Genomic DNA, 15809 nt, shown 5'->3' with positions numbered 1-15809 from the left:
GCGATATTCTAACATGAAGGTGAAATATGCGGGTTGTATTGGTGACGGGTGCTGCACAAGGGGTCGGATATGCAACCGCAAAGACGTTTGCCGCGATGGGATATCATGTCATCCTGACAGATATGCAGCCGCTTGATACGCAAATCGCGACGCTCGCAGGGCTTGGGGGTAGCGTATCCGCCCTGTCGGGTGACATTTCTTCGGAAGCTTTCGTTACCCAACTCGCCGAAAAAGCTGCGCGCGAACATGCGGCAGTCGACGTCCTTGTTAATAATGCGGGCATCAGCATGATTTGCCCTGCCGAAGACACCAGCCTTGACCAATGGCAGCGCGTTATAAACATCAATCTAACCGGACCATTTTTATTGTGCCGCGAAATCGGCAAGCAAATGCTAGCGCGGCAGCAAGGCAATATTGTCAACGTCGCCTCAATCGCCGGACTGCACGGTGTTATTGATAGATCGGCTTATAATGCATCAAAACATGGGTTGATCGGATTAACACGCACACTTGCCGCCGAATGGGGTGGTCGCGGGGTACGCGTCAACGCTGTATGTCCCGGCTGGATCAAAACTGAAATGGACGAAGCGGACCAAGGTTCCGGCGCTTATTCGGATTCAGACATTATCAACCGCGTGCCCATGGCCCGCTTTGCAAAACCCGAAGATGTTGCCCGCGCGATTGCATTTCTGGCACATGAAGACAGCTTCATAAATGGCGTTAGCCTCCCCGTGGACGGTGGATGGGTGGCAGATGCCAGCTGGGATGATCTTCGTTTGAAAAAACGCTGAAGGATTTTGCATGGCCTTGCAAAAACACAGCCATGTTTAAACCGTCATAGCACCGTCACAGTTGACATCTAAGCTATTGTCGTCTGGGAAGAATCTTAACTGTAAAGCGAAACTCAATGGCGACCATTTCCATTTCGATCCGGAAGATAGATTTTCAGGGCTATATCCTATGCACCACCCGGCTGCTTTGGATCGCTTTACCCTTGGCGATATTGTTGCCACTTCACCTTATCTGGCATCTGCTGAAACTGCCTTCACCATGGGCTATGTTGTTCCTGCGCATTTCGGCCCGTGCACTGGGCGCGCGTGTCACGGTTTACGGAAAGCCGTTGCGCAGAGATGTATTCTTTGTCGCCAACCATATCTCGTGGCACGATATCCCGATTTTGGCGGGGATCACCGGATCTTCTTTCGTGGCGCAGGACGGCGTTAGGGATTGGCCCGTAATTGGCTGGCTGGCAAAGCTGAACCGAACCGTTTTTATCAGCCGCTCCGAAAAACAAAATGTTGCCCAACAAGTGGCCGAATTGCGCGAAGCGATCGCAGAAAATTGGTCCGTGACGCTGTTTCCAGAAGGTACGACGTCCGACGGACTTGGCCTTTTGCCGTTCAAGCAATCCTTGTTTGCGACATTGGCGCCGCCGCCCAAACCCATGATGATTCAACCAGTGTTGCTTGATTTCGGCGATGACGGTCCGGAAATAGCTTGGTTGGGCGAAGAAACGGGCTGGGAAAGTGCGTGGCGCGCGTTTACGCGGCCTGGCAGCTATGACGTCGGTGTACATTTCCTCGAACCATTTGACCCCGGCGCGCTTGCTGACCGGAAACTTGTGTGCGCCCTTGCACGGTCACGGCTGGCCGAGGCATTATCTGCAAAGCTTGGTTACGACGTGCGCTAGGCACCTGAACTCCTGCATTCACTTAAGAACAGCAAAATAATTCACCCAATCGGCCAAATTTTTCAATTGTGGCCGCGCATCGACGGCGCTCTAACTTTTTCAATCGGCGGGTAACGCTTTTTGAAAAACAACTGGGTGTAATCATGAAAATCGGATTTATCGGGCTTGGCAATGTCGGCGGAAAACTGGCGGGAAGCCTTATCCGTAACGGACATGACGTAACGGTTCGTGATCTTGATGACGCTTTAGTCGCCGAATATGTTGCGCGCGGCGCGTCATCGGCGGCCTCACCCAAGTTATTGGGTGAAGCTGTTGATTTAATTATCACCTGCCTGCCGTCCCCCGCCGCCAGTGCCGCGGTTGCAGAGGGCGCAGATGGCTTTTTGCAAGTGATGCGCCCGGGGCAAGTTTGGCTTGAAATGAGCACCACCGATTATAGTGAAGTCATCCGACTCGGCGCGCTCGTCGAAGCGCGCGGCGCGATGTTCATGGAATGCCCCGTTTCCGGCGGCTGTCACCGTGCCGACACGGGCAATATCGCCATTTTTGCAGGCGGCCCGCGGGCTGCATTTGAATTTGTTCTGCCCGTTTTGACAACGATGGGTCGCCGCATTTTGCACACGGGCGATCTGGGGACCGCATCGCAACTGAAGGTGATGACGAATTATCTATGCACTGTGCATCTCGTTGCGCTGGCTGAGGCGTTGACGACATGCAAGGCGATCGGCCTTGACATGAACACAACATATGAAGCCATCCGGATTTCATCCGGCAACAGCTTTGTCCATGAAACCGAAAGTCAGGTTATTCTCAACGGAAGCCGCGACATCAACTTTACGATGGATTTGGTCAGCAAGGATGTCGGCCTGTTCGACAAAATCGCGCATGCGGCCAATGTACCTGTCGAGCTATCGCCACTTATCGTCAAGATATTCAAAGAGGGTGAGGCAGCCTATGGTCCGCGTGAGTTTTCACCCAATATCATCCGCCGCTACGAAGAGCCGTTGGGCCTTAAAGTATTGGGTACGGGCTTTCCTGCTGATATGGTCGACGATGAACCCGAAGAGCCGGGTTACGAGGTTGTTGCCAGACGCTAAATCGCCGCAACCGCCGAGCGACTATCGGACACGTTTTTATGCACCCAATCCATGAAAGTCCGGATCCGCGGATTTTCCCGCATGTCCTTGCGGCAGATTAACCCCCATGCACCGGGGCAAATGGCCTTATGGACGATAGGCTGCACCAGCCGTCCGGCAGCTAGATCCTGATCCACAAACGGCCCGTTGACCAACGCGATGCCTTCACCGTTGAGCGCCATTTCAAGCGCGACGGCCAAGGTATCAACCATCAGATATGGAACGGATGGTTCAAACTCGGCACCAACGGATGCAAACCAAGTCTCCCAATTTTGTACTTCGGTGTAAATCGCGACAAGAGGCTTGGTCATCAATTGTTGTGATGTCGGCTTTTTACCCATGGCCGCCGCGACCTCAGGACTACATACCGGGAACAAGGCATATTCATATAACGGAACCCAATGAAACTTGGCTGGATCAGGCTCGGTTGCGCAATAGACCAGCCCCACATCCGCATGCACATCATCAAATTCCCATTCGACCGCGCACGTATTGAGCGTGAGTTTAATTTCGGGATGGTCGGCCAGAAATTGCGGCACACGCTTCGCAAGCCAGCGGATGGACGCAGTGACATAGGTTTGCACCCGAAGTGGCTTATCCAGGGCATTGCGATGAACTTCTTCAACGCCCTCCAACAAGGATTCAAACGCGGCGCGCACATAAGGGTACAGCACCTTGCCTTCTTCGGTCGAGACAATATGGCGTCCTTCTTGAACGAACAAAGTAACGCCAAGCGCGTCTTCGATCAGTTGGACTTGATGGCTGACCGCAGGATGTGTCAGGCAAAGCTCATCGGCTGCGTCGCGAATACTTTGGTGACGCGTCGCTGCTTCAAAGCCTTTCAGCGCTTTCAATGGCGGCAATTGCTTAAGATCAATCTTCGGATGCATCGCCACTCCCTCCCCGGATTCGCGCTGATGCAGGCAGATAGCACAGCGGAAAAGGACTGGTAAATAAAATTAACGCATCGATTTTGCATCTTCCAAAATCATCGCCGCACCCTTTTCTGCGACCATGACGGTTGGTGCGTTCGTATTTCCCGATGTGATCGTCGGAAACACCGACGCATCGACAACCCGCAAGCCCTCAACATTATGCACGCGCAAGCGAACATCCACTACCGAAGTGGCCGGGTCTGTCCCCATCATACAAGTGCTGGTGGGATGATACACCGTGTCGGCGCGGGCCCGAAAATCCGCCAGCAGGGCTTCATCACCGTCCACATCGCTACCGGGAATAAGTTCCTCGGTAATGATATCAGCAAGCGGCTTGGTAGCCGCAAGTTGGCGCAAGATCCGGTTGCCCGCCAAGACGTCATCAATGTCTGCTTGCGTTGCGAGGTAATTGGGGTGGATGGCCGGATATTCGGAAGGATTCGCACCGTTCAGTTCAATATGCCCCCGACTGGTCGGACGACAGGGGTTATGCGACAGCAGGAATGCCGAAAATGGATCGGGGTTCAGCAGCTTGCGTTCCGACAGCGGGGTCTTGGTATAACTGACCGGACTAAAATAGAGTTGCAAATTGGGGTGCTCTTTGGTCGCATCGCTCCGCACAAAACCACCACTTTGATTGACGCTTAAGGACAACGGCCCGGCGCGGTCGGCAACATAACGCAAGCCCGCCCGCAATTTGCCCAAAAACGGGTGCAGCAGATCGTTCAACGTGGCCGTCCGAACCTTATAAAAATAGGATACGGCAATATGGTCCTGTAAATTGCGGCCCACCGCTTTTGCATCGACCAGCGTATCAATGCCCATATCTTTCAAATGGTCTGCAGGTCCAATGCCCGATAGCATCAACAATTGAGGCGAGTTAATCGCGCCACCCGAAAGTATGACCTCGCGCCGCGCCTTTGCCTCTTTGCGCGCGCCTTTGCAGCTATAGGCAACCCCTACCGCGCGCCGTCCTTCGAACAATATGCGCGAAACATGGGCTTCGGTCTGTAGCTTCAGCGTCTTGCGCTTTCGCGCCGGATGCAGAAACGCATTCGCCGTGGACGCACGCCAACCGCCGCGCGTGTTGATTTGATAATAGCCTACGCCCTCTGGCTTGCCGCCGTTGAAGTCACTGCTGGCCGGAAAGCCCAATGTCTGCGCGGATTCGATAAAGCTACGACAGATGGGATGCGCAAAGGACGATATGTCCGTGACATGCTGCGGCCCGCCTTGGCCGTGATGTGCGCTGTGCCAATCGAAATTCTCTGACTTTTTGAAATAGGGCAACACATCGTCCCAACCCCAGCCTTGATTACCCAAGGCTTTCCAGTCATCAAAATCGCGCGGCTGTCCACGCACATAGACCATGGCATTGATCGAACCAGACCCGCCAATCACCTTGCCGCGTGGCCAATAGCTTCGTCTGCCCCCCAGCGCCTCAACCGGTTCGGTATCGTACATCCAGTTAATGCGCTTATCGAAAAAGGTGCGGCCATAGCCAATGGGCATTTGAATCCAGATGGACCGGTCGCTGCCCCCTGCTTCGAGTAATAAGACGCTATATTTGCCGTCTTCCGTCAAGCGATTGGCAAGCACACAACCCGCCGTGCCTGCGCCGACGATGATATAGTCAAACTCTTCGGTCACTGAACGGGCTGCTGCGTCATTTCAAGGTGGAGCATGTTACCGGTATAAGGATGGGCACGGGCCACATCTTCGTTCAATTCGACCCCTAAGCCTGGCGCAGTCGACGGGATGACATGCCCCTCTTCAAAGCGGATAGGCGATTTCAAAATTTCGGTATGGAATCCGCCCCAACTCTCAATGCTTTCAAGGATGAGGAAGTTCGGCGAGCAGGTCGCAATCTGGATATTGGCCGCGCCCACAATTGGACCGCAATATAAATGCGGCGCAATCTGGACATGATCAACTTCCGCCATGGCTGCGATCTTCTTTGCTTCCAATATGCCGCCGACCCGGCCAAGGTTCATTTGCAAAATCGCCGCCGCGCCGGCACGCAACAGTCGGGCAAAATCATATTTCGTCGTCAATCGTTCACCCGTTGCGACAGGGATCGACGTTGCCCTTGCCACCTTGGCCATTTCATCGGGCGCATCAGGCGGCACGGGTTCTTCCAACCACAAAGGGTCATAAGGCTCTAGCCGCTTGGCAAGGCGAATTGCCCCCGCCGCGGTCATTTGACCGTGCGTCCCGAACAAAAGATCGGCTTTCATGCCCACCGCTTCGCGCAAAGATTTTGCAAAACGTTCGCACAGATCCAGTGCTTCCAACGACAATTGTCGGCCATCAAAAGCCGAATAGGGGCCCGCCGGATCAAATTTCAAAGCGGTAAAGCCTTGGGCTAAATATTCCGCTGACCGCTCTGCCGCCAGATCCGGGTCGTGATAGACATCTTTTGTGTCGCCGGGTCGCGGATAGATATAGGTGTAAGCGCGCAATCGTTCATGCACCTGCCCGCCAAGCAACTTATACACTGGCTTGTTGGCCTCTTTACCGATGATGTCCCAACACGCCATTTCCAGCGCCGACAACACGCCCATCAATGTCAAATCGGGATGCTGGGTAAATCCGCTGGAATATACCCTGCGCCACATATTTTCGATATCGTGCGGGTCATTACCTGCGACATAACGCGCAAACACATCCTCAATCATTTTGGCGACAAGATGTGGTTCGAACGGCACGCAATAGGCCTCACCAATACCCGATACGCCGCTGTCGGTCGTTATCTTGACGAAGACGAAATAGCGCCCGCCAAAATGCGGCGGCGGATTACCGACGACAAAGGTTTCAATGTCGGTCAGCTTCATAGGGGGCGAAACCCGCTGATCGATTTAATCTCCAGAAAATCGCGGACACCAAATTCGCCATATTCGCGGCCATTGCCCGATTGTTTATATCCGCCAAACGGCGCCATATAATCCTGGCTCGTGCCATTTATGCTCACGCCGCCCGCCCGCATCAACCGCGCCACACGGCGCGCACGATCCATGTCGCTGGTCTGCACATAAGCGTAAAGCCCATATGGCGAGTCATTGGCGATAGCGATCGCATCTGCTTCATCCTTAAAGGGAATGAGCACGAGCACGGGCCCGAACACTTCTTCTTGCGCGATGCGCATTTGGTTATGAACGCCCGCAAAGACCGTGGGTTTCACATAATAGCCGCGATCAAAGCCTTCGGCCCGGCCAGTGCCGCCGGCAACAAGCTGTGCACCTTCGTCAATCCCGACCTGAATAAGGCCCTGGATCTTGTCATAATGTGCCTTGCTGACAACCGGGCCATAATGCGGCCCCTTCGCCATGGGATCGCCAAGCTGCACCGCTTTTGCAACACGGGCCGCAATGGCAACCGCCGCGTCATAGACGGATTGCTCGACAAGCATACGCGTCGGGGCGTTGCAAGATTGACCGGTATTGCCATAGCAATGCAACACGCCCTGTGTGACCGCCGCCTCTAAGTCGCTATCCGCAAAGACGATATTGGCCGATTTTCCGCCCAGTTCCTGCGCAACACGCTTCACTGTATCGGCAGCGTTTTTGGCAATTTGAATGCCCGCCCGTGTCGATCCGGTAAAGGAGATCATATCGACCTCGGGATGGCTAGTCAGCGTATCGCCGACCGACGCGCCGGTGCCGTGGACCATGTTGAACACGCCTTTCGGGAATCCGGCCTCTTCCACCATTTCGGCAAAGAGCTGCGCCGACAAGGGGGCCATCTCGCTGGGTTTCAACACCATCGTACAGCCGGTAATGAGCGCGGGGCCAACCTTGCAGACGATCTGATTTATCGGCCAGTTCCATGGCGTAATCAGGACGCAAACGCCAATAGGCTCATGCGTGACAATGCCATCTGTGCCGACATCATATTCCCATGTCATTTCGCGCACGGCCTTAACCGTTGCGCGCAAATGGCCGGGGCCACTTTCGGCCTGCGCATCATAAGACAGGTCATATGGCGCACCCATCTCGGTCGATATGGCCGCAACCATTTCGTCATAGCGCCGCTCAAAAATGCTGATCAGCTTTTCCACCAAGGCAATCCGGTGTTCCAGCGTGGTCGCGGCATAGCCATCAAATGCCGCCCGCGCGGCAAGGACCGCCCGATCAGCATCGTCGTGCCCGCAAACCGCAACAACGGCGCAGACTTCTTCGGTAGCAGGATTGATCGCATCCACCGTTGCCGTGGAAGTCGCAGGCAACACCCATGCGCCATTGATATAAGACTTAAGCGGCGAATTAGACATATCCAATGGCTCTCTTTTGATCTGCAATAATGTATTTTTCGGCACGCCAATAATGCCAGGCCGCCCACAGGCCGGTGGGTGCGAGAATGAGCTGGGCAATGCGCAGCGAGTCTGCATTGCCGCCACCTGCAGCATCAAAAAAGTCGCTGAGGCTGCCAACAATAGTAGGCGCGACAATCAGGTTCAGGACATTGGCAATAACCAGGGATATCGCCACAGCCATGGAACGCATTTTGGGTGCAGCCAAATTCTGGCACAGCGCAAATGCTGGGCCGATGTAGAAATAGATTGCCGGAATAAACAACCACCACATGAACTGCGCCATCCCCAAATCGCGCGTATAATAAGCAAAAAATGATGGGATAGTTGCCAATGCCGTTACCACGGCCAAAAGCCGGGCGATTTTACGTGGATCGGTGTAAGTAGGGCGCGCCACCACCCATGCCGTCAATAAAGACGCACCAATTCCGCCAATAAGGTAAATCGAGCCCAACATTCTGCCGGCTTCGCCTTCATCCATGCCATAAGTGCGTTGCAGGAACAGTGGCGTGAACCACATCAGTCCCCAGCCCCAAAATGCAGACAGGCCGCTGCCCGTCATCGCATGCACGGCCGATTTTTGTGACCATAGGAATTTCATCGTTTCCATGATCGTCGGCGCTTTATCTTCCTGCACTACGTCAAGGCGCCCGCGCTTGGGTTCCTTAATCGTTACCAGAATGATCAGCGCCAAAATGATACCCGGTATGCCCAGCACCAAGAATGCGGCGCGCCAGCCATGTAATGTCGATACCAATCCCGCAATGTCGGAACCAAGCCACGCGCCGATGGGCGCGCCCAGTGCGAACACGGTCATCGCCATGGAACGCCGGTCGGCGGGGAAATAATCAGCAATAATGGAATTGCACGCCGGTGTGCCGCCAGCCTCACCGATGCCAACGCCCACACGGGCCAACAATAAGTCAAAATAACCGCGCGTATAACCCGTAATCGCCGTCATAAATGACCAGACAGCAACCGACGCGGCCAGCAGGTTGCGGCGGTTCGTTCGGTCGCACAACCATGACAAGGGGATGCCCATGATCACATAGAAAAGCGCCAGCGGCAGGCCAAGCCATGCCGTTTCGGTATCGCTTAGGTTCAATTCCTCGCTAATCGGGCCAAGCAAAGTGGACAAGACATAACGATCAGCAATGCTAATCGTATACACCAGCATCATCATGATGAGGACATACCATCGCTGCCCCAGCGAGGACACTTCATCGGCACTAACTGGTGCGGTCGGCTCGTTATTCGCCATCGTCATTCCCCTCAGGTTGCGGCCAGTTCTGGCCCTAATTTGTTGCGCAGCGGATCCAGAAAATTGCTGAAATTTTCCCACTGATCGACGCCGCTTTTGAAAATGGGTTGTCGCACCTGTTCCGAGCTCGCGGTGCGGACCGCGCGCTCATTCTGGTGGAAGTTAAGGCAGGCTTCTTCAAAAGGAAGCCCACAATAATCGAGCAAGCGCCGGACTTGGGTTTCCAGATCCGCAACGACTTCCTCATAACGGACGCGCAAAATCTTGCCCGGCAGCACATTATCCCAATGATCCATGAGCTGGACATAATCGGCATAATATTGGCCAACCTCCTCTAGCCCGTAGGTGAATTCCTGACCTTCGGCGAAGAGTTGTTTAAACCCGCTGAAGCAGCACCCCATGGCTCCGCGCCGCGCATCGATGATCTTCGCGTTTGGCAAAATCATCTGAATGAGGCCAATATGCCGGAAATTATTTGGCATTTTATCGATGAAGAAGGGCGTGCCTTTTTTGCGATAGACCTGCGTGTCGCGGATAAACTCTTCGCCGAAACGAGTTACGTCTTCATGCGTCAAATCCGCTAAATTTGCAGGATATTCCGGTTCTTCCCCCACAACGCGCTGCCGGTCAAGGCGGAAGGCCAAAGCAAAGATATTCGGGAGCTCCATCGTCCCTTCGACTTGGCTGTGCGAGGCGAGGATTTGTTCCAGCAACGTCGACCCCGCACGCGGCAGGCCAACAATGAAAATCGGGTCCGTGGCAGCACAGCCTGCCCCTGAAAATGTCTCCAGCAGTTCCGGCGTTACCAGTTCGCGTTGCAGCCGCATTTCGTTCGACAGCCGGCTCGGATTATATTTCAGCTCCTCACGCTTCAACCGATTGCCCAGTTCATAATATTCGAAAGACGCGTCATAATCGCCGCGATCTTCCAACGCCTTGCCCAACGCAAAACATAAATGATATCGATCATCCAGCGCCGTCATGGGCGAAGCTTGTCGCGCCTGCATCTGCGCAATTTCGGTGTCATCGAACCGGTAGGTTTTTAAATTGGCGAGGCTCCAATATGCATCACCGCAGTCTGGCCGCACTTCATACGCCCGTCGGTAGGCGGAAATTGCTTCATTTTGTCGGCCAACGGTTTTTAGCGCATGCCCATAGGTCAGATTTATACCCGGATTATTGGGCATTGATCCAAGCAAGGCCTCATAAATCAACATCGCTTCATCAAAATTGCCGACGGCAAGATTTTCATTGGCGTAGAGCATTTCAAACTCGGGATTACCCGGTTCTTTTTCGCGCAGTTCTGAAGCTTCGCTGAGTGCCAGTTCAAATTTTTGACGCTTGCGCAGCACTTTCACATAATCAAAATGCGCGCTGACATTGTCCGGTTCCAGCACCTTACAAGACTCGAGCAGAAACTCCGCTTCGTCATAAGCATTAAATTTCATGCCGATATCAGCAAGCAAGCGCATCGCCTCAACATGGTGACCGTTGCGCTGCAGGAATGCGCGACACAATTGCTCGGCCTTGTAGATGCGCCCTTCTTGAATAAAGCTCGCGACGCTCAACAACTCAGCCGGAAGGGCAGATAGATGGGTAAATTGCGCATGGGCAAAATTAGCTGGCCCTTCGCGCCCAGCCGCATCATGTAATTCGGAAAGAATACGCCAGCTTGCGACAAGCGCACCATTATGCGTCACGGCCCGCTGATAAGCAGCAACCGCTTCTTCGACACGACCGGCATCGCGAAAGCAATGGCCACGCTCTTGCCAAGCACGGCCATAGCCTGAATCAACGGCAATCAATCTATCGAGCGTAATGAGTGCTGCCGGCACTTTTCGCTGCATCCGCTGCGTCACGGCCAAAATATACAGTGCATCAATGTTATCGGACGCCGTTTTGAGCATGGCAGCACATAAGGCCTCTGCGTCAGCAAAGCGGCCATTTTGCAAATGCGACCGCGCTTCACGCAAGTTGGCGTCCATGGTTTCCGGCGAGGCCTCGGCCAACATTGTCACTTACTCTCCCATATTGTGACGAACGGTTGCGCGAACCCTGCAGCACTTTGCACGCTTAACGCAATGCAGAAATGCAGAAATGACAAAGCGCCCCTAGTTTCCCAGGGGCGCCCGCCTTTTCACTTAAATCTTGTACGAGAAGCGAAGTCCGATTGTGCGTGGACGCGATGTCGTCGTCCGCAGTTCACCGTCATTGCCGCTCTTGTACAGCTCAGGACGCTTATCGGTCAGGTTGTCACCAAATACTTCCAGACGCCACTCATCCTTTGACACGCCGAACGACATTCCTGCCGTGGTGTAGGAAGCGAGGTTCTGCGCCGCATCTATCGGTGCAATCACGTCACCTGGACGGACAGTTACGCCGTTATAGGTGACAGGGATCGCTGCCGCATAACCAAGCGTCGGGTTCGACGATTGGTAGCGAATGTCGACATTGTCGATAACGTCAGAGACGCTCTTGCCGACATAATGAATGCCGATTTGCGCAAATGGCGTCAGACCCGAGGAAAGCTCCTTTTCCCAATGCAGACGTGCATTGAACTGGAATTTGGGGCTCAAAGCAAGCGGGCCACCAAGCGGACGGAGCACCGTTGTGTTTTTCCGGTACTTGGTCATTTCAGAGTCGTTGAACGAAAATGCGCTGTTGAACGTCAATTCCGGCGTGGTGCGCCACGTTACGTCACCTTCCAGACCCCTGATCCGCGCATCCACCAAGTTTGTGGTGAATGTCTGGTTCGAGATATTCTGGTCGAAAACCGTAATCTGGATGTTGCTCCAGTCGATCTGATAGGCTGCGAAGTTAACCTGCAAACGACGATCGAGCAGTGAGAATTTACCACCAACTTCATAATTCTGTACCTTATCAGGCACATATGTACCCAAACGGACAAAGTCGGCATTGGTTGGGCAAATCGCACTTGGTACGCGGCACGGACGACGGTTGAAGCCGCCTGGACGGAAACCATCCGAATAGGTCGCATATACCAAGGACGTGTCAGTCAGACGGTAGGTCAAATTGGCTTTATACAATGTGCCGCTATACTTTGCTGGCGATGCGTCAGCATAAAGTACGTTCAGGTTGGCGCTCACATTATACGTCGTTGGCGGCGTAGCTCCGGACGAATATGTTCCGGTAGCGGCATTATATACGCCACGTGCTCCGCCAAAGCTGCCGTTGGACGACCCGTTAATCGAAGCCTTTTCGTCATAATAACGAAGACCGCCAGTGAAAGTTAGCTTGTCTGGAACGATATCAAAGGACGCCTCACCATAAGCGGCAAACTGCGTATCCTTGCGTTGGATATCGTTGAAGAAGCCAACCTTGCCTGGACGAATGCTGGTGTCGTTCGCATTTACTGACGTATTTGGTGCACGACGGTAAATGAAGCCAGCGGCCTGCTGCAGATAGGACCAGTCGGTATTGTCGAACAATTTGTTATCATCGTAGAACAAACCAAAGGTACCGCGCAGACGCTTATCAGCAGGCGTTGTTACGCGGAACTCATGCGTCATACGCTCAGTCCGGTTACGAACCTGATAGCTTTTGCTCGGCGCATAGCAGGTATTGCCGATGTTACCGTTATACGCTGCGGTGTAATATACGCCGCGATCGCATTCATAATATGGCAGATACAGACCGATGTTTGAATATCCGGCATAATCGGCAACCTGCGTCGCACGATGCTTTAGGAATGAACCGGTGTAGATCATATCAAGCGCACCAAGACGGCCATTCACGCCCCAAGTCGACAGGCTTACACGGTCACGTAACGAATTGTCGTTAAACTTGGTCACCTTAAGGTCGCCCACATCGGGTTCAAAATCGAACACACCGTCGGTGTCGAGTTCCTGACGCACATGCATCAAATCGACCGACCAATCGTCGGTGACTTTCCACGTCAGCGCAACACGTCCGCCGCGATAGGTTGCGTCGTTATAATTGTCCTCAACAAATGCGTCGTTGTTGATCGTTTGACGGGTCGGCGCGCGGTAAAGGCTGCCGTTACAATTTGCCACGACGGTGGTTGCCGTTGCTTGGCAAGACTGGATAGCGCGCATCACGAGCAACGGATTGCCTGTCGGCAACTTGCCGGCGACGCCCACATTGCCGTTGAACGGCATTTGGTATGTTGCTGCGATATTGTCGATGTAACCACCCTGACGGTCGGTATAAAACACAGCGCGAACCGCAAGCTTGTCCTGAACTACAGGAATGTTGATAAACGCGTCGCCAGCAACGCTTTCTTCACCACCCTTGGTAAAGGCGTAGCTGGAGTTGAAGCCGGCGCTAAACGCGCTCGTGTCTGGCTTGTTGGTGATGTAGCGGACCGCGCCGCCCATCGCACTTGCACCAAAGAGCGTGCCTTGTGGACCTGCCAGCACTTCGACGCGCTGAAGGTCAACTGCGTAAAGGTCAAGGTTACGGCCAACAAGCGATGCAGGCGCATCGTTAATGTACAGCGCAACCGTAGGCTGCGCACCAGCGGTACCTGCGATTTGCAGACCAGGCGAGTCTGTCGACAGACCGCGGATGAAGATGGAAGATGCGCCTGGACCGCGCGAAGCCGAGCGGACATTAGGAAGATACTCGATCAACTTATCGAATTTAGTGATGTTCAGCTCGTTCAGCGATTCACCGCCCAAGGCCGTGATAGCAAGCGGCACCCGGTTGACCGACTCTTCGCGACGCGTTGCCGTCACAACAATATCAGCGATTCCGCGATCCTGTTCTTCCGCTGTTTGCTGCGCAAATGCAGGATTTATGCCGATGCCAACGCTGGCCGACGCGATGACCATCGCAGCTGTCGAAATTTTTAAGTAACTTTTCAATTTCTTTCCCCTCAACCATCCCCCGACACAGCGGCGGCTATTTATCTCCGACATACAGACTGAAACTGGAGACCCAGTCAAGCAACTGACCAAATTTTCGCGATTGGTAAAATAAATTCTTCAATCAATTACATCATCTTCATATCCCGATTAGAAGACCTAATATATATCGGAACGAGATGGTTAGTGCGGAGTTGGACGGCTAGGCGGTGCCCAATTTCTATGGGAGTAGGATAGAAGATGAAAACGGGTGCAGACTTTGTTTTGCTGATTATGTGCGAGGACCGAAAAGGTATCGTTGCCGCTGTCGCCAACTCGATCGCCAGCCAGAATTGTAATATCGTCGAAAGTTCGCAGTATAGCGACGAAAATACTAATCGGTTTTTTATGCGCATCGCCGTTTCGTGCACGCCCGAAACAACGATTGAAAGCTTTGGCGCTGCATTTATGCCAGTTGCAACCGCATTCCGGTTGGAGTGGCGCATCCACGACCTGCGCAAAAAACTCCGCGCCATGATCATGGTCAGCCAAGGCGGTCATTGCTTGAACGATTTGCTGTACCGTACCTCAACCAACCGGTTGCCGATGGAAGTTACCAGCATCGTATCCAACCATTTGAATTGGCAACGCCGCGCAGAGCATGAAGGCATAGCTTTTCACCATTTGCCGATCACGCCAGAAAATAAGTTGGAACAAGAGGCCAAATTACTAGCGATGGTGGAGGAGCAGCAAGTCGACCTCATCATCCTTGCGCGTTATATGCAAGTCCTGTCGGATCAGCTTTGCCGTAAACTTGATGGCCGTGTGATTAACATTCATCACAGCTTTCTGCCAGGATTCAAAGGCGCAAAGCCGTATCACCGCGCGCATGAACGGGGCGTCAAAATGGTTGGTGCCACGGCGCATTATGTGACCGCTGACCTCGACGAAGGGCCGATCATCACGCAAGACGTATCCATTGTCGACCATGCAGACACGGTCGATGATTTAATTGCCCAAGGCCAAGACACCGAAAGCCGTGTTCTGGCGCGCGCGGTCAAGCTCCATTTGGAACATCGCGTGATGCTGAACGGCAACCGTACTATTGTGTTCAAGTAAATTTCGCGCAAAGCCGATAATGATGAAGGATTTCTGACATGAAGACCCGGGCAGCTGTTGCATTTGAGGCCAAGAAGCCTTTGGAAATCGTTGAGTTGGACTTGGAAGGTCCCAAGGCCGGCGAAGTGTTGGTGGAGATTATGGCAACGGGGATTTGCCATACCGATGCCTATACGCTCGACGGTTTTGACAGCGAGGGTATTTTCCCAAGCGTTTTGGGCCATGAAGGCGCAGGCATTGTGCGTGAGGTTGGCGCTGGCGTGACCAGTGTCAAGGCGGGCGACCATGTTATACCCTTATACACACCGGAATGTCGCCAGTGTAAGTCCTGCCTGTCGGGCAAGACCAACCTGTGCACCGCGATCCGCGCGACGCAGGGCAAGGGCCTGATGCCCGATGGTACATCGCGTTTCTCTTATAAGGGCCAGACGATATTTCATTATATGGGCTGCTCGACCTTTTCGAACTTTACCGTATTGCCAGAGATTGCGGTTGCCAAAATCCGTGAGGATGCACCATTTCAGTCGAGCTGC

General features: G+C 53.6%; 12 protein-coding genes. 5 read left to right on the top strand and 7 right to left on the bottom strand.

What is annotated here, in order from left to right; all coding sequences use genetic code 11:
• Nucleotides 1-26: 26 nt before the first annotated feature.
• The 3 genes from ACILP3_RS07930 (at nt 27) to ACILP3_RS07920 (ending at nt 2787) form a co-directional block, all read left to right on the top strand.
• Nucleotides 27-791 carry an SDR family NAD(P)-dependent oxidoreductase gene (locus ACILP3_RS07930; RefSeq protein WP_395616118.1) on the top strand — a complete coding sequence of 255 codons (765 nt, stop codon included), beginning with the start codon at nt 27-29 and terminating at the stop codon, nt 789-791.
• Between the two features lie 116 nt (nt 792-907).
• Complete coding sequence (locus tag ACILP3_RS07925; protein WP_395616117.1) at nt 908-1690, top strand: lysophospholipid acyltransferase family protein; 783 nt, start codon at nt 908-910, stop codon at nt 1688-1690.
• 143 nt (nt 1691-1833) lie between these two features.
• Nucleotides 1834-2787, top strand: a complete 954-nt coding sequence (locus ACILP3_RS07920; RefSeq protein ID WP_395616116.1) for an NAD(P)-dependent oxidoreductase — start codon at nt 1834-1836, stop codon at nt 2785-2787.
• Here the strand turns inward: ACILP3_RS07920 and ACILP3_RS07915 are convergent.
• From ACILP3_RS07915 to ACILP3_RS07885, 7 genes are all read right to left on the bottom strand, one after another.
• Nucleotides 2784-3716, bottom strand: coding sequence for a LysR substrate-binding domain-containing protein (locus ACILP3_RS07915; protein ID WP_395616115.1), 933 nt, complete (start codon nt 3714-3716; stop codon nt 2784-2786). The genes ACILP3_RS07920 and ACILP3_RS07915 overlap by 4 nt on opposite strands.
• 69 nt (nt 3717-3785) lie before the next feature.
• Complete coding sequence (locus tag ACILP3_RS07910; protein WP_395616114.1) at nt 3786-5411, bottom strand: GMC family oxidoreductase; 1626 nt, start codon at nt 5409-5411, stop codon at nt 3786-3788.
• Nucleotides 5408-6595 (bottom strand): mandelate racemase/muconate lactonizing enzyme family protein, encoded by a 1188-nt coding sequence (locus ACILP3_RS07905; RefSeq protein ID WP_395616113.1) that lies wholly within the window; start codon nt 6593-6595, stop codon nt 5408-5410. Before ACILP3_RS07905 ends, ACILP3_RS07910 begins: the two co-directional genes overlap by 4 nt.
• Nucleotides 6592-8031 carry an aldehyde dehydrogenase family protein gene (locus ACILP3_RS07900; protein WP_395616112.1) on the bottom strand — a complete coding sequence of 480 codons (1440 nt, stop codon included), beginning with the start codon at nt 8029-8031 and terminating at the stop codon, nt 6592-6594. Before ACILP3_RS07900 ends, ACILP3_RS07905 begins: the two co-directional genes overlap by 4 nt.
• Nucleotides 8024-9331 carry a spinster family MFS transporter gene (locus ACILP3_RS07895; protein WP_395616111.1) on the bottom strand — a complete coding sequence of 436 codons (1308 nt, stop codon included), beginning with the start codon at nt 9329-9331 and terminating at the stop codon, nt 8024-8026. Before ACILP3_RS07895 ends, ACILP3_RS07900 begins: the two co-directional genes overlap by 8 nt.
• Before the next feature lie 11 nt (nt 9332-9342).
• Nucleotides 9343-11343 (bottom strand): tetratricopeptide repeat-containing sulfotransferase family protein, encoded by a 2001-nt coding sequence (locus ACILP3_RS07890; protein ID WP_395616135.1) that lies wholly within the window; start codon nt 11341-11343, stop codon nt 9343-9345.
• A 129-nt stretch (nt 11344-11472) separates the two neighbouring features.
• Entirely contained in the window at nt 11473-14178 is a 2706-nt protein-coding gene (locus tag ACILP3_RS07885) for a TonB-dependent receptor (RefSeq protein ID WP_395616110.1), read from the bottom strand.
• 240 nt (nt 14179-14418) lie between these two features.
• On the opposite strand from ACILP3_RS07885, the gene purU reads away from it, so the two are divergent.
• The gene (purU, locus tag ACILP3_RS07880; RefSeq protein ID WP_395616109.1) at nt 14419-15276 is read left to right on the top strand and encodes a formyltetrahydrofolate deformylase; all 858 of its coding nucleotides are present in this window, start codon (nt 14419-14421) and stop codon (nt 15274-15276) included.
• Nucleotides 15277-15314: 38 nt separating this feature from the next.
• Nucleotides 15315-15809, top strand: a 495-nt coding sequence (locus tag ACILP3_RS07875; protein ID WP_395616108.1) for an alcohol dehydrogenase catalytic domain-containing protein, incomplete at its 3' end; no start/stop codon positions are given.

It is taken from the genome of Sphingorhabdus sp., assembly GCF_044239665.1.
Taxonomy (GTDB): Bacteria; Pseudomonadota; Alphaproteobacteria; order Sphingomonadales; family Sphingomonadaceae; genus Sphingorhabdus_B.
Note: the sequence above shows the minus strand (reverse complement) of the source record. Positions and strands in the feature narration are given on the sequence as shown.